24 protein-coding genes are annotated in these 25,610 nt (G+C 40.7%); 11 read left to right on the top strand and 13 right to left on the bottom strand.

What is annotated here, in order from left to right; genetic code table 11:
- Window positions 1-216 precede the first annotated feature (216 nt).
- Both CWC11_RS19605 and CWC11_RS19600 read left to right on the top strand, forming a co-directional pair.
- Window positions 217-561: a rhodanese-like domain-containing protein gene (locus tag CWC11_RS19605; RefSeq protein ID WP_138684033.1), complete on the top strand. Its 345-nt coding sequence runs from the start codon at window positions 217-219 to the stop codon at window positions 559-561.
- A 66-nt stretch (window positions 562-627) separates the two neighbouring features.
- Window positions 628-2,403 carry an alkaline phosphatase D family protein gene (locus tag CWC11_RS19600; RefSeq protein WP_138684032.1) on the top strand — a complete coding sequence of 592 codons (1,776 nt, stop codon included), beginning with the start codon at window positions 628-630 and terminating at the stop codon, window positions 2,401-2,403.
- Here the strand turns inward: CWC11_RS19600 and CWC11_RS19595 are convergent.
- Window positions 2,400-2,939, bottom strand: a complete 540-nt coding sequence (locus CWC11_RS19595; protein ID WP_138684031.1) for a PH domain-containing protein — start codon at window positions 2,937-2,939, stop codon at window positions 2,400-2,402. The two genes, CWC11_RS19600 and CWC11_RS19595, sit on opposite strands and share 4 nt — an antisense overlap.
- Window positions 2,940-3,201: 262 nt before the next feature.
- On the opposite strand from CWC11_RS19595, the gene CWC11_RS19590 reads away from it, so the two are divergent.
- Window positions 3,202-3,951 carry a MipA/OmpV family protein gene (locus CWC11_RS19590; RefSeq protein ID WP_138684030.1) on the top strand — a complete coding sequence of 250 codons (750 nt, stop codon included), beginning with the start codon at window positions 3,202-3,204 and terminating at the stop codon, window positions 3,949-3,951.
- A gap of 23 nt (window positions 3,952-3,974) precedes the next feature.
- Here CWC11_RS19590 and CWC11_RS19585 read toward each other — a convergent pair whose 3' ends face one another.
- Genes CWC11_RS19585 through CWC11_RS19575 form a run of 3 tightly spaced genes read right to left on the bottom strand, consistent with a single transcriptional unit; the run spans window position 3,975 to window position 5,191 of the window.
- Entirely contained in the window at window positions 3,975-4,592 is a 618-nt protein-coding gene (locus tag CWC11_RS19585) for a LysE family translocator (RefSeq protein ID WP_138684029.1), read from the bottom strand.
- The gene (locus CWC11_RS19580; protein WP_126008475.1) at window positions 4,593-4,775 is read right to left on the bottom strand and encodes a hypothetical protein; all 183 of its coding nucleotides are present in this window, start codon (window positions 4,773-4,775) and stop codon (window positions 4,593-4,595) included.
- A gap of 17 nt (window positions 4,776-4,792) precedes the next feature.
- Window positions 4,793-5,191 carry a DUF3224 domain-containing protein gene (locus CWC11_RS19575; protein WP_138684028.1) on the bottom strand — a complete coding sequence of 133 codons (399 nt, stop codon included), beginning with the start codon at window positions 5,189-5,191 and terminating at the stop codon, window positions 4,793-4,795.
- Between the two features lie 91 nt (window positions 5,192-5,282).
- Here CWC11_RS19575 and CWC11_RS19570 point away from each other — a divergent pair, with 91 nt between their 5' ends.
- The gene (locus CWC11_RS19570) at window positions 5,283-7,061 is read left to right on the top strand and encodes an ABC transporter transmembrane domain-containing protein (protein WP_138684027.1); all 1,779 of its coding nucleotides are present in this window, start codon (window positions 5,283-5,285) and stop codon (window positions 7,059-7,061) included.
- Here CWC11_RS19570 and CWC11_RS19565 read toward each other — a convergent pair.
- The gene (locus CWC11_RS19565) at window positions 7,058-7,690 is read right to left on the bottom strand and encodes a YiaD family glycine zipper/OmpA-like lipoprotein (protein ID WP_058547912.1); all 633 of its coding nucleotides are present in this window, start codon (window positions 7,688-7,690) and stop codon (window positions 7,058-7,060) included. The two genes, CWC11_RS19570 and CWC11_RS19565, sit on opposite strands and share 4 nt — an antisense overlap.
- A 195-nt stretch (window positions 7,691-7,885) precedes the next feature.
- Between CWC11_RS19565 and chrA the strand changes: the two genes are divergently transcribed.
- A complete protein-coding gene (gene chrA / locus CWC11_RS19560) occupies window positions 7,886-9,040 on the top strand; it encodes a chromate efflux transporter (protein ID WP_138684026.1) in 1,155 nt (384 codons plus the stop codon).
- Here the strand turns inward: chrA and CWC11_RS19555 are convergent.
- The 4 genes from CWC11_RS19555 to speA are packed head-to-tail and all read right to left on the bottom strand — an operon-like array spanning window position 8,997 to window position 14,020.
- Window positions 8,997-10,256, bottom strand: coding sequence for a mechanosensitive ion channel family protein (locus CWC11_RS19555; protein WP_138684025.1), 1,260 nt, complete (start codon window positions 10,254-10,256; stop codon window positions 8,997-8,999). The genes chrA and CWC11_RS19555 overlap by 44 nt on opposite strands.
- Entirely contained in the window at window positions 10,253-11,173 is a 921-nt protein-coding gene (gene yihG / locus CWC11_RS19550) for a 1-acylglycerol-3-phosphate O-acyltransferase, YihG family (protein WP_138684024.1), read from the bottom strand. The genes CWC11_RS19555 and yihG (CWC11_RS19550) overlap by 4 nt, the downstream gene beginning before the upstream one ends.
- A 24-nt stretch (window positions 11,174-11,197) precedes the next feature.
- Complete coding sequence (gene yihG, locus CWC11_RS19545; RefSeq protein ID WP_138684023.1) at window positions 11,198-12,079, bottom strand: 1-acylglycerol-3-phosphate O-acyltransferase, YihG family; 882 nt, start codon at window positions 12,077-12,079, stop codon at window positions 11,198-11,200.
- A 60-nt stretch (window positions 12,080-12,139) separates the two neighbouring features.
- Window positions 12,140-14,020: a biosynthetic arginine decarboxylase gene (gene speA / locus CWC11_RS19540; protein WP_138684022.1), complete on the bottom strand. Its 1,881-nt coding sequence runs from the start codon at window positions 14,018-14,020 to the stop codon at window positions 12,140-12,142.
- Window positions 14,021-14,219: 199 nt separating this feature from the next.
- Between speA and speE the strand changes: the two genes are divergently transcribed.
- Window positions 14,220-15,083 (top strand): polyamine aminopropyltransferase, encoded by an 864-nt coding sequence (speE, locus tag CWC11_RS19535; protein WP_138684021.1) that lies wholly within the window; start codon window positions 14,220-14,222, stop codon window positions 15,081-15,083.
- Window positions 15,084-15,137: 54 nt separating this feature from the next.
- Here speE and CWC11_RS19530 read toward each other — a convergent pair whose 3' ends face one another.
- A complete protein-coding gene (locus tag CWC11_RS19530; RefSeq protein WP_138684020.1) occupies window positions 15,138-16,370 on the bottom strand; it encodes a hypothetical protein in 1,233 nt (410 codons plus the stop codon).
- Window positions 16,360-16,983: a methylamine utilization protein gene (locus CWC11_RS19525; RefSeq protein ID WP_138684019.1), complete on the bottom strand. Its 624-nt coding sequence runs from the start codon at window positions 16,981-16,983 to the stop codon at window positions 16,360-16,362. The genes CWC11_RS19530 and CWC11_RS19525 overlap by 11 nt, the downstream gene beginning before the upstream one ends.
- Window positions 16,984-17,142: 159 nt before the next feature.
- On the opposite strand from CWC11_RS19525, the gene CWC11_RS19520 reads away from it, so the two are divergent.
- Window positions 17,143-19,185, top strand: a complete 2,043-nt coding sequence (locus CWC11_RS19520; protein WP_138684018.1) for a glycoside hydrolase family 97 protein — start codon at window positions 17,143-17,145, stop codon at window positions 19,183-19,185.
- Window positions 19,186-19,212: 27 nt separating this feature from the next.
- Here the strand turns inward: CWC11_RS19520 and envZ are convergent, their stop codons facing one another.
- On the bottom strand, window positions 19,213-20,529 hold the full coding sequence (envZ, locus tag CWC11_RS19515) for a two-component system sensor histidine kinase EnvZ (protein ID WP_138684017.1): 1,317 nt from the start codon (window positions 20,527-20,529) through the stop codon (window positions 19,213-19,215).
- 5 nt (window positions 20,530-20,534) lie between these two features.
- Complete coding sequence (gene ompR, locus CWC11_RS19510; protein WP_058547924.1) at window positions 20,535-21,254, bottom strand: osmolarity response regulator transcription factor OmpR; 720 nt, start codon at window positions 21,252-21,254, stop codon at window positions 20,535-20,537.
- A gap of 182 nt (window positions 21,255-21,436) precedes the next feature.
- Here ompR and greB point away from each other — a divergent pair, with 182 nt between their 5' ends.
- The 4 genes from greB to CWC11_RS19490 all read left to right on the top strand — a co-directional run bounded on the left by greB (window position 21,437) and on the right by CWC11_RS19490 (window position 25,479).
- Window positions 21,437-21,910: a transcription elongation factor GreB gene (gene greB / locus CWC11_RS19505; protein ID WP_138684016.1), complete on the top strand. Its 474-nt coding sequence runs from the start codon at window positions 21,437-21,439 to the stop codon at window positions 21,908-21,910.
- A 135-nt stretch (window positions 21,911-22,045) separates the two neighbouring features.
- Window positions 22,046-22,357, top strand: coding sequence for a hypothetical protein (locus CWC11_RS19500; RefSeq protein WP_138684015.1), 312 nt, complete (start codon window positions 22,046-22,048; stop codon window positions 22,355-22,357).
- Window positions 22,358-22,407: 50 nt separating this feature from the next.
- Window positions 22,408-22,989 (top strand): CBS domain-containing protein, encoded by a 582-nt coding sequence (locus tag CWC11_RS19495; RefSeq protein ID WP_138684014.1) that lies wholly within the window; start codon window positions 22,408-22,410, stop codon window positions 22,987-22,989.
- A 168-nt stretch (window positions 22,990-23,157) separates the two neighbouring features.
- Window positions 23,158-25,479, top strand: coding sequence for a Tex family protein (locus CWC11_RS19490; RefSeq protein ID WP_138684013.1), 2,322 nt, complete (start codon window positions 23,158-23,160; stop codon window positions 25,477-25,479).
- The last annotated feature ends 131 nt before the right edge of the window (window positions 25,480-25,610 follow it).

The raw sequence follows: 25,610 nt of genomic DNA, 5'->3' as shown, positions 1-25,610 counted from the left end.
TATTAGAATTTACTAATGTAATAAAAAACAATATAGTAATTAAAAGTCAACACGAGCGGCTACAGTTAATTTTTGGCTATCTGAATACTTATACCTTTAGTGACGAGAGAAATATGCCTAACTATTTTTACTACACTAAAGTGTATGTAATCAGCCTCTAGCTATAGACGCTCAATGATCAAACTACTACGCAATTTGGCGTTAAGGAATAAACACATGCTTACCTCAATCCCTGATTTATTAAAAGTTATCACGCCTAACCAGCGCCGCATTGATGCAGCTCAAGCAAAGCAAGAGCTTGAGCAAAATAAAGGGCTGCTTATTGATGTGCGCGAACCTGCTGAGCATGCCAATGTAGCTGCGGTTGGGGCAATTAATATTCCTCGCGGATTACTTGAAATGAAGCTAATGGAAATAGAAAAAGACGCAGCCCGCCCTATTTACTTACATTGTGCCAGCGGTGCTCGCGCCACATTAAGCGCAGAAGCGCTAACCCGTGTTGGCTACGAAAACGTAACGGTTATAACCTGTAACGCAACGCAAGTGAGTGAAGTTTTTTAACTGCTTCATAAAAAAGTAACCTAAATTGCCTACACTTTGCTTTTTACACTTAATAGGTACAAAGCAATGGCATTTACACGGAGAAGTTTTTTAAAAGCATCGGCAGCAGGATTTGGCGCTGCCGTATTATCACTTGGTTTAACAGGTTGCAGGTTTGATGACGATGACGACACACCTGTTAGCTTTGATCACGGTGTCGCCAGCGGCGACCCACTAAGCGATAGCTTAATTATTTGGACCCGTGTAACCCCACTTAATATAACAACTAAAACATTAAACGTGCAGTGGCAAGCCGCCACAGATAAAAGCTTTACTAATATTGTTCACGATGGTGAAGCACGCATAAGTGATACCACCGATTTTACGCTTAAAGTTGATTTACAAGGGCTCGATGCCAACACCGTTTATTACTATCGCTTTAACGCACACGGAAAAACCTCCCCTACCGGGCAAGGAAAAACGCTTCCTGTAGGTAACGTAGATAGAGTAAAGCTAGCAGTTGTATCATGCGCAAATTACCCTGCCGGGTATTTCCATGTGTATGGTGAAATTGCTAAGCAAAGCGATTTAGATGCCGTATTACATTTAGGTGATTACATTTACGAGTACAGCAATACTGGCTATGCAACCGAAGACGCTGCGCAATTAGACCGACTTCTCCCCCTTGATAACAGCAGTGAAATTATCGCGCTTACCGATTACAGAAAACGCTATGCAAATTATCGCCTCGATACCGACTTACAAGCAGCCCATAGCCACTGTGCATTTATAACGGTATGGGACGACCACGAAATTACCAACGACACATGGCGCGAAGGCGCAGAAAACCATAACGAAGGTGAAGGCGAATTTAGCCAACGTAAACTCAATGCACTCCAAGCTTACTTTGAGTGGATGCCAATTCGTAATGTAGCCGATAAAGAGCGTATTTATCGTCGCTTTGAATTTGGTAACTTAGTTTCTTTATACATGCTAGATACCCGCGTATTGGCCCGTGATGAACAGCTTAGCTATAGCGATTTTGATCTCACAACCCCTGCGGGGCAAAGTGCATTTGCCGCAGCAATTGGTGCGAGTGATCGCGCATTATTAGGCAGTGAACAACTTACTTGGCTTAGCGATGCAATAACGACCTCAAGTACACAGTGGCAAGTATTAGGGCAACAAGTGCTCATGACCAAAATGCATTTACCTGTAGAAGTGATGCTACTAGCTAGCTTACAAAGTACGCAAGCAAGTGGTGGCGATCCTAGTGCTTTACTCGCACAGGCAAATATTTTATTTGCAGAGCTGGCGCAAATTAAAGGCCGAGTATTAGCGGGTGACCCAAGCGTTACAGCCGCTGAGCTTGCACGGGTAGAAACCACCATACCGTATAACCTTGATGCATGGGATGGCTATGCCTACGAGCGAGAAGTGTTATTAGGCACCGCTATTGCTGCACAAAAAAACTTAGTGGTTTTAGCCGGTGATACCCATAATGGTTGGGCAGGAGAGCTTAAAACTGATGCCAATAACCCTATTGCAGCATCACAAAATGCAGGAGTGGAGTTTGCAACTGCATCGGTTTCATCACCAGGGCTTGAAAAGTATTTAGCGCTAAACACACAAGATGCGCAAACCGTGGCACAAATAGAGCAAGTGATTGCTTTGTTAGTTGACGACCTTGCTTATAATAATTTAGTAGAGCGCGGCTATTTAACCGTTACTTTTACACCCACACAAGCCAGTGCTAAGTGGAATTATATAAGCACAATTAAAGCACGTGAGTATCAGGTTGTTGAAAGCCGTGCCAAAGAGCTAAGTATGCTTGCGGGGCAAGCTCAATTACAAAGCGTTTAACGCTTCGCCTCTAAAGCAGCCAAACGCGTATCTATTCGCTCTACCACCTCAACTAAGCGGGCAAGTAATGCTTGGTTGAGGTGATCTTCAGCAAACTCTTCCATTTTAGGTGCTTGCGCAGCTAAGTTATCTTTTTGCTCAAGTATGGCTTCTCTAAATTCACTTGCGTTAACAACACCAAGTAATGACACCAATGCACCATGGCCAGATTGCCCAGCGGTTTCAAAGCTTAAGCGGTATAAGCCAAATAAACGCATCAGCGGTCCTTGGCTCAGCCCAACATCGGTTATTTTTTCAAGTGGTATCGATTTTTCTTCTTTAAATAAAATACCGCGTTTAACAACCAGTTTTTGCGTGAGTAATTGCGCCGACATAGCCGCTAAAATTTTACCTGCCACCAGCCAAACAATAATTAACACCACAGGTATGAGCGGAATAGTCACCAGCGCTAAGGCGCTAAAAAGGCATGCCGTAGTCATCCAGTATTGCTTCACTTTGGGATCAAAGCTGGCACTTTTTAAAACAGGGTTGCTCATTGGTTTATCCTCATACCCATTTTATTAATCTAATCAAATGTGTGTCTTTATTTATTGAGATAGTTAAACACGCTTACTGTATTTAACTTACGTGATCAACGGCTTCAATGCAATTTAGCCACTTACATTCAAATATACTTTCACACACTCTATTACAAACACCAACAGTAAATATAGCTACACTAAAGCCTATTAGTTTTGAGATGCACTTAAATTGTCTCAGCAATTTATCTTTTTACTTATTTAACACCTAAGGCTTTTAATGAACACTTATATTAAAAACTCAATACGGATATTAGTTGGCACTCTAATGCTTTGTAGTATTGCTGCTCAGGCTGAGTCGCAGTTTTCATTAGGGGGCGGCGTTATTTCTACCAGCTCTCCTTATGCCGGAACCGACAGTGAAACACTTTTTTTACCTATCATTACCTACGAAGGTGAAAGACTTAGTTTTAGAGGTTTGTCACTTGATTATAAATTAGTGGAGGAGCAAGGTTTTAATTGGTCATTAGTTTTAGAGCCAGGCGATAACTTTGATACCTCAGATTCAAACCTTGCAGCTATTAAAGCCTTAGACGACAGAAAACTGTCTCTTTATGCTGGCACTAAGGTTAGCTACTCTGCGGGTTTTGGTAAAATAAGTGCAAGTGCTACTCATGATGTAATAGGCCACGGTGATGGCGCTAAATTTAAAACCAGTTACAGTTACCCTATTAAGTTATCTAAGCAATTAATGCTTATTCCTTCTGTGGGTGTTGAGCTAAATAGCAGTGATGTATCTAACTATTATTATGGTGTAGCACAAGGTGAATCTACCACCTATGCGCCTTACGAGCTTGGTTCAACAGTTAACTACAATGCGGGTTTATTTTTAATGTATTACATTAATAAAAACTGGAACGTAAACGCTATGGTTAACTATCAACAGCTCGACTCTGATATTGAAGACTCACCCATTATTGATACCGATAACACCACTACCGTTATGATGTCGGTTAACTATCGTTTTTAATATTACTAGTGTGTGACAAATTATCACACGCTAATAATTACTTTAACAGCAAGGGCAATAAATATAATTCCCAATATTTTATCAAGCCATGGGTTTTGCTTAGTAAAACCAAAGCGATTTTTTGAAACCTCTGTAAGTAACGCCACCAGTAAATACCAGCCGGTATCAATTACAAATACTGTTAAGCACATAATAATACCAATGCTTAAAGTAAGTGCCTGAGGGTCAATAAACTGTGAGAACAAAGCTAAAAAGAAAATAGCGAGTTTTGGATTTAAAAACGCAATGGCAAAGCCATCTTGTAATGCTTTAGCTGCACTTACCTCACTTTTTTGTACTTCAAGTTCGTTATTACTTGGTTTTGCTAGCAATATTTTTATGCCTAAATACGCCAAATAGGCCGCACCTAAGTAAACGAGTATTTGATAAACAGTTGGAAACTGCGTCATTAAAGCGCCTAACCCTAATAACGATGCTCCGGCATACAAGCCAACGCCTGTACCATGGCTGAGTGCGGCAAGCATACCGTTTTTCATACTGCCGTTAAGTGAGTGCTTTAAAACCACCGCCAAACTTGGCCCTGGCGACATTGCGCCCATCATGCAAATAGCCGCTAGGCTTAACCATACTGTAAATGTCATTTAAAGCTCGTCAGTTTCAATAAGTAATGTATAACCGTGCACTTGCCCATAAAAGCCTGTCAATGGCACTGCGTTTATTACTTTCCAACCATCTTGGTTTAATTCCTGTATGCGATCATTTAGTGCAGCTATATCTACGCCACCCAAAAAACGAGTCTTTCTAAATTCGATTACTTTTTGCATTTTAATCCTTGTGTAACTTATAACGTGTATTCAAAATCGTAATGGTGAATCCCTTGCTCAATACGTATTTTCATACTGCCCGTTAACCCTTCTAGCTCATGAGTGCCTGAATCGGGAATTACGTTTAAAATTAGGCTATCTTGGCCTTTATCCATAGTACCAAAATGCTGCAATACAAAGCTGCCTTTTTTGCCTTCAAGCTCGCCTATTACTTGCTCTATAGCAACATAACCGGCACTGCCTTGCGTCGGTGTCATAGCGCTTAGCATTTCGCCTTGGCTGGTGGCATTTAAGCTACCTTTAAAAGTTTTATCTATCGACATACGCCCTAAATTAATACCATTTTGGCCGCTTGCGTAGCCTTCTATAGGGGCGAGGTTTACATTAAATTCTCCACTTACGGTTGCTGTAGTCATAACGTTTCCTTATTGAGGCTAATATTTAAAAGTATTGATTTTTATTATCTTAGTGCCATATCTATACCTTAACCTTTAAAAAGAATCCACTATGTCAAAAATAACACCTAAGCCCGAAAAAGCCGCCTTTAGTAGTTTATTACCTATTTTTGCGTTTATTAAACCGTATAAATGGATGGTAGTAGCGGCGCTTGCTGCCCTTTTAGTCACAGCAGGTGTTAACTTATCGTTAGGGCAAGGCGTTAAATTTGTTATAGATCATGGCTTTATCGCAGGCTCCCAAGCCCAGTTACAACAAGCTGTACTGGTGCTTATTGGTTTGATTAGTTTATTGGCCGTAGGCACGTTTAGCCGCTTTTATTTAATGTCGTGGATTGGCGAACGCGTCAGTAACGATATTCGCAAAGCGGTGTTTAATCGCATTGTTACCTTGCACCCAAGCTACTTTGAAGAAAACCGCAGTGGCGAGCTTATGTCGCGTTTAACAACCGACACCACTTTATTGCAATCGATTATTGGCTCATCGTTTTCTATGGCACTGCGTAGCGCATTAATGTTGGTGGGGGGCTTAGTAATGCTGTTAGTTACTAACTTAAAGCTTACCCTTGTCGTTGTTGCTTGTGTGCCGCTGGTATTAGTACCCATGATGGTATTTGGTAAAAAGGTGCGAAAACTTGCAAGTTCTAGCCAAGATGCAATAGCCGACATAAGTACCTATGCCGGCGAGATCATTCAAAATATTAAAGTAGTACAAAGCTATAGCCATGAAGCACAAGAGCAGCACGCTTTTGCACTTGAAACCGAAAAAGCCTTTAGTATGGCCAAAAGCCGTATTAAGCAACGCTCATTTTTAATTGCAGCGGTCATATTTTTAACTTTTAGCGCTATTAGCGCAATGCTTTGGGTAGGCGGTAGTGACGTATTAGCAGGTACTATGACTGGCGGTGAGCTAGGTGCCTTTGTGTTTTACGCTATTATGGTGGCTATGTCGGTGGCAACCGTTGCAGAGGTTTACGGCGAACTGCAACGTGCAGCAGGTGCTGCGGCGCGCTTACTAGAGCTACTTACAGTTAAAAGCGAAATAGAAAACCCAATCACTTCACAAGACGATAAGCTATTAGTAAACACTAATAGCTCGGCTATCGAACTTGAAAACATTAGCTTTAACTACCCATCTCGCCCCGATGTAAGCGCGCTTAACAAAATAAGCTTAACTATAGAGCAAGGTAAAACCGTTGCCATTGTTGGCCCCTCTGGCGCAGGTAAAACGACGTTATTTGAATTACTACAGCGCTTTTACGACCCAGCAAATGGCGCGATTAAATTTAATGATGTAAACATTAAAGACTTATCGCTTAATACCCTCAGAGGTAAAATGGGCATGGTGGCACAAAACCCTATTTTATTTAGTTCAGACGTAATGCATAACATTCGTTACGGCAACCAAAATGCCACTGACGAGCAAGTATACGCCGCAGCAAAACATGCCCATGCTGATGAATTTATTAAACAATTACCGCAAGGTTATAACAGCTTTTTAGGCGAGCAAGGGGTAAGGCTTTCGGGCGGGCAAAAGCAGAGAATTGTATTGGCACGCGCTATTTTAAAAGACCCTGAAATACTGCTTCTTGATGAGGCAACCAGTGCACTCGATGCGCAAAGTGAGCATCATGTACAAGCGGCGCTTGAGCACTTAATGCAAAATCGCACCACGTTAATTATTGCTCATAGACTTGCCACGGTTAAACATGCAGATGTAATTGTAGTAATGGAAAATGGGGAAATAAAAGCAACAGGGAGCCACCAGCAATTGCTCGCAAGCTCCCCTTTGTATCAGCGTCTTTGTGAATTGCAGTTCAACAAAAATTAATCTTCAGTGTTTGGTACTATTTGAATTTCTACACGGCGGTTTTGAGCACGGCCATTTGCGCTATCGTTAGTCGCAATTGGACGTGTTTCGCCATAACCCATAGTACTTACACGCTCAGCCATAATTTGCTGGTTAACTAAGTAGTTTTTTACGCTTTGAGCACGCTCACGCGACAGATTCATGTTGTAGCTATCTTTACCAGTGCTATCTGTATGGCCTTCAATACTTAGGTACGTTTTTTCGTATTTGTTCATCACTTTAGCAATCGCATCTAAGGTGTCGTTAAAGCCAGACGAAATATAAGATTGGTCGGTCGCAAACGTAATATTAGATGGCATAACTAAACGCAGGTTATCGCCTTCACGTACAACTTCAACGCCAGAGCCTGCAAGTTCATCGCGAAATGCTTCTTCTTGCTTATCCATATAGTTACCAACTGCAGCGCCAGCTAGTGCGCCAATGGCAGCGCCTATAAAAATTCGCTTATCTTTATGGTTACTTGTTGCTTTGCCTAATACGCCACCTGCTGCTGCGCCAATAGCCGCGCCTTTACCGGTGTTATTCATTTCACAGCCGCTTAGTAATACTGCAATAACTGATGCACTTATTAGTGATTTAGTTAATGTCATGATGATGTCCTGTTCGTTCTAGAATTAACAAGAGTATGCAAACACATCTATGAACAAACTATGAAGTGTCTGTTAATTTTTAAGTAAAATTAACTTTAGCGACGCATAAACGGTAAACTCAGCAGTGTGTTTTTAATAAAAATGTCATACTAGTTTGTGACAATTTAATGAATTTTGAAAAAGGACTCTAGCTCAATGTTATTAGCTATTTTTAGGCAGTTTTTTTTGCTCGGGTGTATGAGTTTTGGTGGCCCAGCCGCGCATTTAGGCTATTTTAAACGCCATTTTGTAGATACATTAAACTGGCTAACTAACACTCGTTATGCCCAGCTTATTTGCTTGAGCCAAGCTCTTCCTGGGCCAGGTTCAAGCCAAGTAAGCTTTGCTATTGGTGTAGAGCGAGCGGGCGTACTTGGCGGAATAGCTGCGTTTATTGGTTTTACGCTGCCTTCATTTTTAATAATGGTGCTACTTGCTGTAAGTGCGCATCAGTTTGATGCCGTTTACTTTGCAATTATTGCCGGTTTAAAGCTATTTGCAGTGGTGATTGTTGCCGATGCCACGCTAAGTATGGCTAAAAGCTTTTGTACAAGCATTACTTTAAAGTTACTTGCAGTACTAAGTACGCTTGCCTTAATACTATTGCCAATGATGGGCACTCAAATCGCTATTTTAGTAATTGCTGCAACAATAGGCGCGGTTTGGCCTTTATTAAAATTAGGTAATAACCCGTCGCAAAAAAGTGATACCAAAAACACTGTAAATTGGCTTCCACTAGGCTTATTTGCTTTATTGCTGTGTATTAGTTTTATCCCTGTAGGGCGAGAATTTGCTTTGTTTACCCCTTTTTACCAAGCGGGTGCCATGGTATTTGGTGGCGGACATGTTGTGCTTCCTGTTCTGCAGGCAGGTGTACCAGCACTCAGTGATGAGCAGTTTTTAAGTGCCTACGCCAGCGCTCAAGCTGTACCTGGACCAATGTTTACCATTGCCACTTATTTAGGGGCTCAACTAACCACAGAGCAGCCTTTAATTGGCGCAGTAATCGCAACATTACTTATTTTTACGCCGGGATTTTTACTAATATTAGCATTTCAAAAAAGCTGGTTAAATTTGGCTAATAAACCACGTTTTGCAAGCTCAATAGCGGCACTTAATGCTGCGGTAGTGGGTTTTTTAGCGGCTGCATTGTATTCGCCAATTTGGACATCAGCGGTGCATAACTTTTGGCAAGTAGGGTTGGTCATTGTGGCCTTTGCTTGGCTACGACTTAAAAAGCCACCTATTTGGTGGCTGTTGTTTGCATTTATTGCTGTGGGCCTTGCCCAGCACTATTTGCCACTACTTTGAACGTAGGCTTATCTGTTTGCTGAGCGTTAGGTTGGCTTAATTGCCCACTTACGCTCTGATATGCCCTAAGGCCAAACACCGGCAGTACCGCAAGCAAGTGATCCATAATTTCGGCTTGTAAGTGCTCATAAGAAATCCAGCGTTTATCTTCGCTAAAGCAATAAAACTCAATAGGTAAGCCATGGTTTAATGGCTGAAGCTCTCGTACCATTAACGTAAGCGATGTATTAATTTTATTGTGCTGCTTTAAGTAACCCTCTGCGTAACGACGAAACAGCCCCAAGTTAGAGACCGGATCAGGCAACGAGGCAACACGTATATACTCATGTAACGGAATAGCCGCATCTATTTGCTTTCTAAACTCGTCGCTTACTAAACAAATACTATGCATGTCTATGTTTAGTGAGCGCTTGATACGTCTGCCGCCTGATTCTTGCATTCCTCGCCAGTTTTTAAACGACCCAGCGACCAACATATAAGTAGGTATAGTGGTTATGGTGTTATCCCAGTTACGCACTTTAACAGTGTTTAAGCCTAAATCGATTACTTCACCATCTGCGCCGTAGTTTTCTACTTGGATCCAATCACCGTAAGTAACTAAGCGGTTTGCCGCAATTTGAATACTCGCCACAAAGCCTAAAATGGTGTCTTTAAATACTAATAAGGTAACAGCGGCTATCGCACCAAAACCAGAGAGAATATAAGTAGGAGACTTTTCAAGCACGATGCTCACAATTAATATTGCACATACAATAAACGTAATAAGTTTTACGACTTGTAGTAAACCCTGAATAGGCACTTCGCGTGCAAAATCTAGCTGATTATAAATAGCACCAGCTATACTCACTATACTGCTAAAAATAAAGCCTACATGAATAATCAGTATGCCTTGCCCAATCGTTTTTAAAATCTCGGCGGTTAGTTCGTTAACCGGATATACGCTATCAAAGGTTGCTAAAAAAAGTACACTACATAGCATACCTGCAATACGTTTATTGAGTTTATTAAGTAACGGGGAGAGTAAACCAATACGCTCAGGAGATAATTTAGTAACAATCTTTTGAATACCAGGAAGCATTAATCGGCGTGTAAACAAGTAGACAATTAATAGTGATAAAACCCCAATTGAAGCCGCTGTAATTGAACTAAGAAAATTTGCATCGGGTACTTTTTCAAACCAAGGTGCAATTAAATCCTGAAGGTGTGTGTGGGTCATAGTGTTTCAATTTCCTTACTGATTTGTGGTTCAAGTAAATCTTGTTGAGCATAAATGCCAGTGAGCTGCCTATCTTTAGCAACCCAAAGCTCATTAACGTATTTTTGAAAATCGCTTCTAAATACTCTGTCGTGTTGATAGCTGCCTAGCATTTGCTCGCTGATAGGTATCACATCAATAGAGACATAAATTGAGTTAAGCTCACCTTTTAAAATATTGCGGCACACATGGCTAGTTTTACCGCTGTAAACTACGCTCGAATTCAACATGGCGTCAAATTGCTCGCCAAGTACCTCAAGCGCAAAGGCTATCCCCCCTGCTTTAGGCTTAAGTAAATGTTTAAAAGGGCTTTGCTGACTTGCGTGCTTTGCGGGAGTATAGCGGGTGCCTTCTACAAAATTAATTATTGTAGTGGGATTACGCTTAAAGTTACGGCAACTGTGTTTTGTACGCTCAACATCTAAACCTTTAAGCTTTGGGTTTTTAGCGAGCTGCGCTTTACTCACGCGTTTCATAAATGGCATGCCCATAGCCCACGCGCCAGTACCAATAAAAGGCACATACTTTAATTCATCTTTTAAAAAAAACTTTGGAGCTGGCAATTTATGTAATGAGCTAAGCACGGCTATATCTAGCCAGCTCATATGATTGCAAATAAGTAAATACCAACTTTGCGCGTTTAAATCGCCATTTATATTTACTTCAATGTTAGGGCAGCCCAGCCACAAACCAAATCTATTACCATTACACCAGCCACGATAGGCCTGATGTAAAATAGTATTTATTATCCCCAAGGGCAGTAGTAGTTTAACCACTCCCAGTAATAAAACTAAGGTGCCAAAAATGATCACATTAGAGAATAATACGCAGCCTACAATTAAGCCATTAAGCCAATTAGGTAACCACTTTTTTAGCATAACTGTAAGCTCATTATATTCGCCTTATTGTTTATGGTTTTGCTCAAGCTGTTGTAGCGTCAGCTCTTTTTCTTCCCATAAACGGTTTAGTTCACTTTGAAAGTCCACTCTAAATTCAGAGTCGCCAGTGTAATCACCGATTAGTTCTTCGCTTACTGGGCGTATATCTACGTGTACGTTAATTTGCTTCACTTTACCACCTGCAAAATCCATAAACGTAGGTATGCCATCTGGGTAATGTATGGTTACGTTAACTACTTTAGAAATTTGCTCACCCATCGCCTGCATTACAAATGCAATACCGCCCGCCTTTGGTTTTAACAAATGTGGGAAAGGGCTACTTTGACGCGCATGTTTTTGCTCTGTAAAACGAGTGCCTTCTACAAAGTTAACAACGCTTACTGGCATTTCTTTAAATTTTTCGCAGGCTTTACGGGTTGTTTCTAGGTCTTTGCCACGTAATTTAGGGTTCTTTTTTAACTGGCTTTTGCTGGTGCGAGTCATAAATGGAAAATCGAGCGCCCACCAACACAAACCTAAAATTGGCACGTAAATAAGCTCTTTTTTCAAAAAGAAGTTTAAAAATGGAATTTTGCGATTAAACACTCGCTGTAGTACTAAAATATCTACCCAGCTTTGGTGATTGGCAATGACTAAATACCAATCTTTAAGTTTGGTTTCTTCAAGGCCAGTTACATTAATTTTAGTGGGTGTAAAAAGACTCTGATTTAAGCTATTAAACGACACCCAAATAGTGGCACATTGCTTAGCAACCCAACTTAAAAGTTTTTGTAAGGGTTTGATAGGAATTAACTTTAATAACCCACAAACAAAAATGGGCACAAACCAAATAAGCGTGTTTATTGTGTAAAAAATAATACTAAATACACTGCGAATAACTGACATTACTTCCATTCCTTTAAACAGTGCGCAGCAACTAATACTGCGCTTATATTTACGTATAAATTAATCTTCAAAATAGGTATAGCCTGCAAGGCCTGCATTAAGCTCTGCTAAATATCCCTCTTTGCATTGCTCGGATACAGTTAACTTATTAACCTGATAAGCAAAGTTATCCGCCAAAATGGCGCTATCATAGTCAACAAACTTTAATACATCCTTAACGCTATCACCTTTAATGGCATTGGTTAATACATAGCCTTCGTCATTTAGCTCAACATGTACTGAGTCGGTGTCACCAAATAAGTTATGTAAATCACCTAAAATTTCTTGGTACGCACCTACCATAAACATAGCAATATGGTATTGCTCACCGGGTTTGTACTCCGGAATAGGTAGGCTGGTTTCTATACCTGCGCCTTCTACGTATTCGCGAATTTGGCCGTCAGAATCACAGGTTATATCTTGAATAATTGCGCGCTGAGTTAAAGCCTGATTTAGGTTTTCTATTGGCATAACCGGAAATAACTGCTGAATGCCCCACACATCAGGTAACGATTGAAACAGTGAAAAGTTAACAAACAGTTTATCAGCTAATTTTTCGTTTAAATCGTCAAGTACTTCGCGGTGTGCACGGGCGTTATTACTAAGCGATGCTCGTACGCGATGTAAAATAGTAAAGTATAACTGCTCTATTTTTGCCCACTCTAACATGCTGACTAAACCATGCACGTATTGATCGTGTGCTTCGCTAAATAGGTGCATCGCATCGTGATAAATTTCCAGCGCCATACGCGGGTTTAATCGTTGTAAACACTGCCACATTTCATCAAGTACTAGGGCACTATTTTCAATAGGTGGCTCTGGGTTTAAATGATTAGGTGCTTTTTCTACATCAATTACATCAGTAATTAACACAGCGTGGTGAGCCGTTAAAGCCCGGCCCGATTCAGTAATAATAGCTGGGTGGGTAAGGTTATGTTGGTCGCACACTTCTGCAAAGGCATTTACTACGTTACGTGCGTACTCTTCTACTGTGTAGTTCATTGAACACGCACTGCGAGAGCCCGAGCCTTCGTAATCAACGCCTAAACCACCACCGACATCAACCGTATTAAGTGGTACACCTAACTGAGTAAGTTCCGCAAAGTGGCGCGCACATTCGCGTAGGGCCCGGTGTATGTCTCGAATGTTGGCAATTTGAGAGCCAATATGAAAATGCACCATTTGCATTAAGTGCAATTTATTATGCTGCTTAAGTACTTCAACAGCACTAAGCACTTGCCCTGCAGTTAAGCCAAACTTACCTTTTTCACCACCGGTATTTTGCCACTTACCTTTACCCACTGAGTTTAAGCGAATACGAATACCAATAGCGGGCTCAATGCCTAAGTTATCTATTTCTTCAAGTAAGGTGGTCAGTTCTGATAGTTTTTCTACTACTATTTTAACGCTGTGCCCCATGGCTTGACCAATACACGCTAAGCGTAAAAACTCACTGTCTTTATAGCCATTACACACAATAGTAATTGGCTCTTTTGCAACGCCTAAAATAGCCATAAGTTCTGGTTTTGAGCCAGCTTCAAGGCCGACTAAACCACTAGGATGGGCAAGTAATTTACTTACCACAGAGCGCTGCTGGTTTACTTTAATAGGATATACACAGGTGTATTTCCCGTTATATTCACGGCTGCTACGTGCTTGAGTAAACGCATTTGTCAGCGTATCTACACGGTTTTTTAAAATATCAGTAAAGCGCACTAAAACCGGCAGCGTCAAACCTTGTTGCTTAAACTGCTCTGTTAATTGCGTTAAAGAAATCGCGCTTTTAGTTTGGTCACCATCGGGGTAGGCTACCAACTCGCCTTGTGCGTTTATATCAAAATAACCATCACTCCAATGAGCAACGTTATAAGTAGCGCGTGCTGTTTCTAAACCCCAGGTCATGGCAACTCTTCTTTAGTCAATTTAGCTATAAAGGCGCATTTTAATACGTCAGTACTGGCTAGGCTAACAAAAATTGAACTTTCACTCACCCCTAGCTAACTTTATTCGTTAAATAGGTTAAAATTTCATTGAGCAAAACGACAAGCACTGGCAGAATTGCCCCTTTTTCATACTCAACCAAAAAAGTGTAAAAGCAACTATGGCAAATTTAGATCAAAGTAAGTGGTTTACTGAAATTAGCGACCGCGATGGCAGCGCATTTTCATTACGTATTAACAAAAAGCTAGACGAAAAACAGTCTCCTTTTCAAAAAGTAGAAATGTTCGAAACCACAGACTTTGGTAATTTAATGATCATCGACGGCTGTACAATGGTTACTACCCGCGAAAACTTTTTTTACCATGAGATGATCAGCCACCCTGCACTTTTAGCGCACCCAAATCCTAAAAACGTGGTCATTATTGGCGGCGGCGACTGCGGTACACTACGCGAAGTATTAAAACACCCAGGTGTAGAAACCGTAACGCAAATAGATATAGACGAAGTAGTCACGCAAATGTCGTTAAGATACTTCCCAGAGCTTTGCGAATCAAACAACGACCCTCGTGCAACCGTTATGTTTGATGATGGCATTAAATACATGCGCGAAGCTGCGGGTGAATCTATCGATGTTGTTATTGTTGATGGTACAGATCCAGTAGGCCCTGGTGAGGGGTTATTTAACCATGCGTTTTACACAAGCTGTCTAAATGCACTTCGTCCAGGCGGTATTTTAGTACAGCAAAGTGAATCGCCACTTATGCACATGCCATTGTTAGTTGAAATGCGTGAAGCTATGTTAAGTGTAGGATTTAATGATTTACAAACACTGCCATTCCCACAACCAATTTACCCAAGCGGTTTATGGTCAGTAACACTTGCTCGTAAATCAGAGACATTTAACGGCTTTAGAGAAGACGGCGCAGCACAAATAGCCGAGCAAAGTGAATACTACAATAGCGGTATTCACCATGGTGCACTTGCTACACCTAACTACATGAAACGCGCTTTTGATAAAAAATAATTTACACTTTTTTTGAAACTAAAAGGGAGCTTTAAAAGCTCCCTTTTTTGTACTTTAAAAACGCCATTGAGCATTTAGCATAATTTGCTGCTGCGATATGCGCTGTGCAAAGCCGCTAGCGGCTCTATTTTTTATAAAACTTTTAAGCGCAGAGCCTTCAACACCTAATTGCCAACTATCACTGAGCTGGTAGCGCCACGTTGCGGTTACCCCCTCCCCATGGCTCGCATTAGGATCAAACGCAGTGGTGTCGTTATCTGTCACTTTAAAGTAATCATAGCGTACTGAAACTCGATGCTTACCTTCTTTATGGCTTAGCATTAAGTAATGGCTGTAAAACGCATTATCAATTAGAGCATTAGCGCCCATTTCGGTTTTGCCATTGAGCACCTGTGCTATAAAGCGGGTTTTACTATTAAATTTATAAAGCCAGGCAGCGCTCGTAAAGCGAGTGTCCCATGCATACTGCCCAGAGCTATAATTTACAGTGCTAGGATCGCCGTTATTATCGTAGTAATAAACACGAAATTGCGATTTTTTTAAGTAATCCCAATGTACACCTGCATAATAGCCAAATCGCCCATCTACTTCTTCAAAGGGCAAAACACGGCCCGATTGCCAGCGTAAATCAAACTCATTTAATGAGGCTATAGGGCCAATGTTAACCCCTTCATTAAATGTGGTTTGTCTATCGTGCAATGCAAAGCCACGCCAAGCGAGTAAAGTACCGGTAGGATCATTGCCTTTAAACGTAGCGCCTACAAAGCTAAAACTATGCTTAGAATTAAAGCGTTTAGCTGGGCGTTTAAGAGTTGCTTCGATACCAACGGTACGTAACTCTTCGCCTATCCAGCTATTAATGGCTGAGTTTGTGTAGTTATAAGGAGAAGTCCAGCCAATATCGGGGTTTTCGAGCGACATGAGCGGATAAAAACCACCACCGCGCACATGCCATTTGTACTTACTATCAGTAAGAGGCTGATACTTAATATAAGTTTGTGTTAAGCCTAAGCCAACATCAGGATCTTGATTTAAATTTAATACCCCATGAGCCGACCAACTAGATGCTAAATCAACATTAAAATCTAAAATACCCTGCGATAAAATAAGCTCATCACTTTTTGTATCATGGCGATAGAGGCCAATTCCACCATCTTGAAAGCTTGTATTATCATCACCTTGTACAGCTCTAACTTGTATCAAACCTTTAACCTGCGCATGTAGCGCAGCACTAAAAAATAAAATACTAACTAAAAATACAAACGTTAAAGTGCGATTAATAATCATCAAATTCATCCGTTGCAAAATCAATTTGCGCGGCTACTTCCTGTTTAACTTTATATTCAAGTGGTTGCGTACCTACAATCACGTTTTTAGTTTCAACATTACTTATATCACTAAATCCTGAATGCCAAACACTTAGCGTATATTCGCCCGCACCGGTTTTTAAATTAGCCTTACCATTTTCATCTGTAATTGCAAAAACAGTGCTATCTACAACCACAATATAACCTAACATCCAATCGTGAATATTACAGCCAAGCTCAACCACCCCTATTTGTTCAAAAACAATCGGCGCTTTTGGCTGCTCTTTATATAACTTTAATTCGAATGTTTTTGCTTTAGAAAATGAATAAACGTGGTGCATGATAGAATCAGCATTTGGAAACTCTACTTTTGCATTTTGCGGAACAACTAATATTCGCGGAATAAACTCTCTATTCTGTTGGCTCATTGCATAAGGAGCTTCAGGCGCGGTAATCTCAGCTGCGCCACTAGCACTTAGCCATACAACTGCATTAGCTAAAGGCTCATCACTGGCATTTTTTATAGTTATATTGGCAGAAAAACTCTGAGTGCTAGCGCATAGTAAAAATATATAAACTAAGCTCTTAATCATATTAGTCGTCGCTATTATCAATTTATTTACATTATAGACCGAATAAGTCGTTAAATTCTTTCTATTTTTTAAAACATTGAATACGTATGTAATCAGTCGTATTAATTGCCAACAGTCATTATCCTTAAATGTCACCACCGACTCATCTAAGGACACACAATGAGAATACCAGCACTTGTGCTTTTAACCTTTGCTAGCAACAGCTACGCACAAACGGTAGAGCTAAAATCGCCAGACACACAAATAACGGTCACTATTTCTGATGAAAACACCACACCAAGCTACTCAATAAAATTTAAAAATAATCCTGTTATAAATAAATCGCTGCTTGGATTTGAATTTAAGACTCAAGCTGCGTTTAGTGATGGCTTTAAAATTAAAGATATCAAGCAGCAAAGCGTAGACTCACAGTGGCAACAGCCATGGGGAGAGCGCCAAACAGTCACAGATAAACATAACGAAGTAGCTGTTACCTTTACAAAAAAAGAACCTAACTCAGGCACTTATACTATTCGTTTTCGCGCATTTAATAGTGGTGTAGGCTTTAGATACGAAGTACCTAAACAAGCAGGCTTTGAGCAAACATATATAACTAAAGAGCTAACTGAGTTTGCAATAAATGATAGTCAAAATGCTAAAGCTTGGTGGATCCCCGCTCGTGGTTGGAATCGTTATGAGTACGTTTACAACACCACCGCGCTTAACGAAGCGGCGTTAGCCCACACACCATTTACGTTTAAAACAAATGATGGCACTCACGTAAGCATTCATGAAGCTGCCCTTGTTGATTACGCAGGTATGGTACTAAATCAGCGCCGCCCAGGTACGTTTACGGCTGATTTAACACCGTGGTCAGACGGTATTGCGGTTAAAAAACAAGGTGCGTTTAATACTCCTTGGCGCACTATTCAAATTGCCGATAGCGCCGTGGGTTTAGTTAATTCAGACATTATATTAAATTTAAATGAGCCTAATAAACTCGGTGATGTGTCGTGGGTAAAACTAGGAAAATACGTAGGTATTTGGTGGGGCATGCACATAAATACACAAACCTGGGGCAGCGGTAAAAAACACGGTGCTACAACACAAACCACTAAGTACTACATGGACTTTGCGGCTGAGTACGGATTTGACGGTGTGCTAGTAGAAGGTTGGAATGAAGGCTGGGACGGCGATTGGTATTTTAACGGTGATGTATTTAATTTTACAAAGCCTTACGATGACTTTGACATAAAAGCCCTCACTCAATACGGCAAACAAAAAGGCGTACAACTCATTGGTCATCACGAAACATCAGGTAATGTAAGTAATTATCGTGACCAAATGGAAGATGCTTTTGCTCTTTACGAAAAATCAAACGTAAGCCAAGTTAAAACGGGTTATGTGGCTGATGGCGGTAATATAAAACGTATAGACAAAAACGGCATTGCACGCCATGAGTGGCATGACGGTCAATTTATGGTTAACGAATACCTATACAATGTAAAACTAGCCGCTAAACATAAAATTAGTATTAATACCCACGAGCCCATTAAAGATACTGGCCTGCGCCGTACCTACCCAAACTGGATCGCGCGTGAAGGTGCACGTGGGCAAGAGTATAATGCATGGGGCTCACCACCTAACCCACCAGAGCATGTACCAATGCTTGCTTTTACACGTATGCTTTCTGGCCCTATGGACTTTACACCGGGTATTTTTGATATGAGCTTTAATGGTTTAGGGGATGATACAAACCGCCCACAAACTACGCTTGCAAAACAGCTTGCGCTTTATGTTGTGTTATATAGCCCAATTCAAATGGCCGCCGACTTACCTAAAAATTATTTAGCTAAGCCTGACGCATTTCAATTTATACAAGACGTACCTACAGATTGGCAGCAAAGTATTGCCCTTGATGGCGAAGTGGGCGACTTTATTGTATTTGCTCGTAAAGAGCGAAAACGCGACAAATACACAGGTAATGATTGGTACTTAGGCGCCGTAACTGACGAAAAAGCCCGTACTATTGAAGTAAAGCTCGACTTTTTAGAGCAAGGTAAAAAGTTTGAAGCGCAAATTTATCAAGACGGTAAAAACGCAGAGTGGAAAAATAATCCACATGATTTAAATATCGAAAAGCGCGTAGTCACCACAAACGATAAACTAACGCTTAAACTAGCTACCAGCGGTGGCACAGCCATTCGCTTTAAAGCACTTTAAGTCATTGAGTAAGTAACTCTGCACAGTTTACTGTGCAGAGTTAAGCGCCTTAATCGGTAAATAAATTTGTGCACTTAAGCCACCTTCTGGGCGGTTTTCTAATTTCACTTTGCCGTCATGCATATCAATAATGCGTTTAATAATGGCAAGGCCTAACCCACTGCCTTCGCTGCCGCGCGCTGCATCCCCTTGTTTAAAAGGTTCAAATACAGATTCAAGCTCACTTTCAGGAATACCAGGTCCCTTATCGTTAACCGCGATAACTACATATTTTTTATTTGAATTAAAGTAACTCAGTACTTCAATATCATCCTCAGAGTAACGCAATGCATTACCTATCATATTTGTAATTACGCGCTTAATAGCCACAGAGCTCAATGGAATTTTGCCTATGCTTGGGTTACTCTTAAATATGATTGTGCGCTGGTGTTGTAGCTCTGAATGGACAACCTCAGCAACTAAGGCATTTATATCCTCGCAGGCGAGTTCTTCACGTTTGTGGTGGCGTAAGTACTCAATAAACTGATCGATAATACCGTTCATGTCTTCTATGTCGTAAATAATACCTTCACGAAGGTAATCATCTTCATCAACCATCATCTCAGTTGCAAGGCGAATACGGGTAAGTGGCGTGCGTAAATCGTGAGATACGCCGGCCATTAATAAGCGGCGGTCGTTTTCAAGAGCGGCGATACCGCGCGACATTTGATTAAATGCACGAGTAACTTCAATTACTTCGGTTGAGCCTTCTTCATCAAGCTTAGAGCTAAAGTCGCCTTTGCCTACCTTTACCGCCGCTTGTTGCAATGCTTTTAACGGACGGTTTAAGTGCCTAGCAAATAACCAGCCACCTAAAACACTTAAAAAGCCAATACTTGATAAGTAAAAAGTCAAAAACTCGAGGTTGTTTTCTTGATAGCCTGATAGCGGCACTTTTACCCAATAACCTGGTGCTTGTGGAGCTTCTACCCAATATATTAATGGGTCGGTTTGGCTAATACGCACTCGTGCAGAGCCATTTAATTGCTCAGACATACTACGGGAAAGCATAGAGTATTCGCGAGTTTGACCAAGCCCTTGACGCATTGCTTCGCGTTGAGTCATTACCTCAATTCCGGTAATTTCAAAAAACTTAGCCGACACTTCGTCGTTAATTTCGACCCCATCTTCCCAGTCAATAAATACAGTTTTAATTTGCTTTGCGAGCATTAAATTAACTTGCTCTATGGTGGGTTTTACAACATAAAAGCTTACCGTAACATACGACACAATTTGGTTTATTAGCAGCAAAGCGGCCACTAAAAAAACGGTTTGTCCAAATGCACTACGCGGAAAAAATCCCATATAAATTACTTTTCACCGTCAGGAACAAACACGTAACCTAAACCCCAAACGGTTTGAATATAGCGCGGATTAGCCGCATCTACTTCAATCATGCGGCGAAGTCGTGATACTTGTACATCAATGCTGCGCTCAAGCGCACTGTAATCTCGCCCGCGAGCAAGGTTCATTAGTTTGTCGCGGCTAAGTGGCTCTCTTGGGTGCGAGACCAAAGCTTTTAACACTGCAAACTCGCCGCTGGTTAATGATATAGTTTTATCGCCTTCGCTCATTTCGCGTGTTGCTAAATTAAGTGTAAATTTACCGAAAGCTATTAAGTTTTCTTCAGCAGCAGGCGCACCGGGAACCTCTTTTGCTCGACGGCGTAAAATAGCTTTGATACGCGCTAATAATTCGCGTGGGTTAAATGGTTTTGGAATGTAGTCATCGGCACCAAGCTCAAGACCAATAATGCGGTCTACCTCATCACCCTTTGCAGTAAGCATAACAATAGGAATTTCGTTTTCTTTTTGACGTAAGCGGCGGCAAATAGATAAGCCGTCTTCGCCTGGGAGCATTAAATCGAGAACCATTAAGTGAAAGTTTTCACGTTCAATGAGCCTATCCATTTGCTCTGAATTTGCAGCCGTCCTAACAATAAAGCCTTGCTCTACTAAATAACGCTCTAGCAGGCTGCGCAAGCGCATGTCATCATCGACAACCAATACTTTTGTAGTTTCATGTCCCATTGTGTTTCTTATTTTTATATCCAGTTAATAGTTAATATAAATGAAAAACTTAATAATCAAAAACTAATTACTTGCTTAGATTGTTACTGAACATTTCAAAGCTATATTATTAAAGTTTACGCTCGACAAATTTTGGCAATTTTAATAACGTGCACACCATTAGAGTTAATAAAGAATTCATCATGAAAACAAACTTAGTGACCCGTGAAGGGTATTTGCAGCTGCAGCAAGAGCACGACCATTTATGGAACGTAAAGCGCCCTGAAGTAACCAAAATTGTAAGTTGGGCAGCAAGCTTAGGTGATCGCTCTGAAAATGCAGACTATCAATATAATAAGCGTTTACTTCGCCAAATTGACCGCCGGGTACGGTACTTGCGAAAACGTATTCCTGATTTAAAAATCATCGACTACTCTCCCGTTCAAGATGGAAAAGTATTTTTTGGTGCTTGGGTAGAAATAGAAAACGAACAAGGTGAAATTAAAAAGTTCAGAATTGTAGGCCCTGATGAAATTTACGATCGCAAAGATTACATATCAATCGATTCACCGATGGCTCGCGCACTTATTAAAAAGCAAGTAGATGACGATTTTGAAGTAGTTACACCTCAAGGTAAAAGGGAGTGGTACGTAAATAGTATTGAATATCAAAAATAAAGCCCAATAACAGTAGTTATCAATAAAAACTTTGATTCAGATCATATTAACTTTTTATTGTGTATTCTATTTGAGTAGGTTATAAGAGAGTTAATCAGGTTATTTGGTTAATCTGAATTTTTTAAGGTAGTGGCCATGTCAAACGTAGTACAGCGCATATTAAGTAATGCCGTATTATTTACACTTTTTATGAGTGTAAGTTTGTCTCTGCATGCCAATACTACACAAGTAAACATTGATAGCGCTAAGCTAGCTAACCACTTTATTGCTTGTGACATTCCTGACCAAGCTAACCTCGATCTTGACGTAGACTCCCACGTTAATGCATTTACCTTTAGGGCGCTTCAACCACTTCCTAATGTCGTAAACTCTTTTTATAAGAGCACTAATTTAAACAGACCTTTTAGCACTGCGTACCAACGCGGACCACCTAGCTATTTAATTTAATTCATTATTTTACAACTTAATTAAATTTTATAACTACTAAGGTGACTATTATGTCTAACTTTAAAGAATTACGTACCCTAAATGTATCTCACGGTGTTATTGCAAGCACATTTGCAGACGACCAACCATTAATTGACTTATCATCACCTGCGTTAAAAATGGTAAATAACTTTACCCATAAAACGCCAATTCGTGCTCAGTACGGAACAACAATAACTGAAGCACTTAAACAAGTAAGCGCACAACAATCAGACTTTGTTTTAGTAACAGATGAAAATCAAAAATTAATTGGGCTGGTTTCTAGTGCTGATTTACAAAGCTCTAAAATAACTATTATTGCTCAGCGTTTAAACACGCCAAGAAGTGAAGTTAGTTTACGCGACATTATGACACCTATTACCCAACTTACAGGTGTGAGCATGCAGAGCCTAAGCTATGCATGTATTGGTGATGCACTTCAAACAATGGAACATCAAGGTACAATGTTTTTATTAGTAACAACAGCAAGCAACGAAATTTGTGGTTTAATTTCAGCTCGCCAAATAGCTAAAACATTACATATACCCGTACATATTACGCCAATTGCTCACTCTTTCAGTGAAGTATTAGAAAACATTGAGCACCCTCACTAGGGCGCTCTTTTAACCGCAGTAATTTACTCCCAACCCAACCATCTTAAAGCAAGTAAAATAGCTTGCTTTAAGAGCTTTTTATTACTACCTCCTGTGATATTATTCAAGCAATTAACGACGCCAGTAACACGCTTCTGGTCTTATTTTATTGTATAAAAAGGTTTTTGCATGAGCGATATCTCTGCACGTTTAGCTACAGAGCTAAATGCACAGCAGCAACAGGTTGTTGCAGCAACAAAGTTACTTGATGAAGGCGCAACGGTTCCTTTTATTGCACGTTACCGTAAAGAAATCACTGGTGGATTAGATGACACTCAACTGCGTCTTTTAGAGCAACGCTTGTCGTACTTACGAGAACTTGAAGAGCGCCGTGGTTTTATTTTATCGACGATAGAATCTCAAAACAAACTCACCGCCGAGCTAAGTGCCGATATTGCCAGCGCACAAAGTAAAACAGAGCTTGAAGATTTATACTTACCTTATAAAGCTAAGCGCCGCACTAAAGGCCAAATAGCAATTGAAGCAGGCTTAGAGCCTCTTGCTGATGCACTATTTAACGATGCAAATTTAAACCCAGAGCAACAGGCTGAACAATTTGTAAATGCCGAGAAAGGCATTGCAGATACTAAAGCGGCACTTGATGGCGCTAAATTTATTTTAATGGAGCGCTTTGCTGAAGACGCAAAATTACTTGCTAAGTTTAGAAGCTATATAAGCCAAAACGGCGCTATAGAAAGCGCTCTTATTAAAGGGCAAGAACAAGCTGGCGCTAAGTACCGAGATTACTTTGAGCATCAAGAAGCCCTTAAAAAAGTTCCATCGCACCGTGCACTTGCGATGTTACGCGCTCGTAACGAAGGCATTTTACAGTTAAATGTAAATCCAGAGCCAAACTCAGAAAATTCAGCGCAACTATGCGCACAAATGATTGCCGAGCATTACCGCTTAGACATTAAATATAAAGCTGCAAGCAAGTGGCTTTTAAATGTTGTGCAATGGGCATGGAAAATTAAACTCGGCTTACATCTTGAGAATGAGTTTTTAGCAGCAATGCGCGAAAAAGCAGAAACTGGCGCTATTGATGTATTTGCTAAAAACTTAAAAGACTTATTGATGGCGGCTCCAGCAGGCCCGCGAACTACTTTAGGGCTCGATCCTGGCTTACGAACTGGCTGTAAAATTGCCGTTGTAGATAGCACAGGTAAATTGCTTGCCACACAAACTATTTTCCCTCATGCGCCACAAAATCATTGGGATAAATCACTTCGCACATTAGAGCAGCTTTGTCGCCAACATAAAGTAGAGCTTATTGCTATTGGCAATGGCACGGCTTCTCGCGAATCAGATAAATTAGTTGCCGAACTAATTAAAGCCAATACCGAGCTTAAAATTAATAAAATTATGGTGAGCGAAGCGGGTGCATCGGTTTACTCAGCCTCTGAATTTGCTGCTAACGAGTTTCCAGATTTAGATGTTTCTATACGTGGTGCTGTATCTATTGCTCGTCGCTTACAAGACCCTCTTGCTGAACTTGTTAAAATTGAGCCAAAATCAATTGGGGTAGGCCAATATCAACACGATGTGTCACAAAGTCAATTGGGGCAAACGCTAACAGCTGTAGTTGAGGACTGTGTAAACTCAGTAGGTGTAGATTTAAATATGGCCTCAGTGCCATTACTTACTCGTGTGTCTGGCTTAAACAAAACACTAGCGCAAAACATTGTTAATTACCGCGATACTAACGGCGTATTTACTAAGCGCAGTGAGCTTAAAAAGGTTGAACGTTTAGGGCCAAAAGCCTTTGAACAAGCAGCCGGTTTTTTACGTATCAACAATGGTAGTGATCCACTAGATAATTCATCTGTTCACCCTGAAGCTTACCCGATTGTTAAGCGTATTTGTGAGCGTAATAGCCTTGATGTAAGCAGCTTAATTGGTAACAGTGACTTTTTAACTAAACTTGCTGCTAACGATTATATTGACGAGAAATTTGGCTTACCAACCGTTACCGATATTATTAGTGAGCTTGATAAACCTGGTCGCGATCCGCGTCCTGAGTTTAAAACTGCTGAATTTAAAGCGGGCGTTGAAAAAATTAGCGACCTTAAACCTGGTATGATTTTAGAAGGCGTTGTATCTAACGTTGCTAACTTTGGTGCGTTTGTCGATGTAGGCGTTCATCAAGATGGCTTAGTGCATATTTCAGCAATCACTAATAAGTTTATATCAGACCCACGCGAAGTAGTAAAAGCTGGCGACATTGTAAAAGTAAAAGTGGTTGAAGTAGATGCAGCGCGTAAACGTATTAGCTTTACTATGCGCTTAGATGATGAGATAGACACAAGTAATAAACCAGAGGCTGCTCCTCAAAAACAGCGTAACAACAACTCACAGCAACCTCGTGCAACTAAGCCAAAGCGCGATAATGGTAATGCGATGATGGGTAATGCGTTTGCAGATGCATTTGCTAACGCAAAAACTAAAAAGTAAATGCTGTTTGTCCCGTCCTGAAATAGGTTGACGGTTTTAATGAAAGACTTGGTGCGAAAGCGCCAGGTCTTTTTTATGCACTTGATTTGGTGTTTTCATATCCAAACTTAAGTGCGGTCGCATTTCATTTT

Source organism: Pseudoalteromonas sp. S3178 (genome assembly GCF_005886985.1).
In the GTDB taxonomy this organism is placed as follows: Bacteria; Pseudomonadota; Gammaproteobacteria; order Enterobacterales; family Alteromonadaceae; genus Pseudoalteromonas; species Pseudoalteromonas carrageenovora.
The sequence above is the reverse complement of the archived record's forward strand: the minus strand, read 5'-3'. Positions and strand labels throughout refer to the sequence as shown.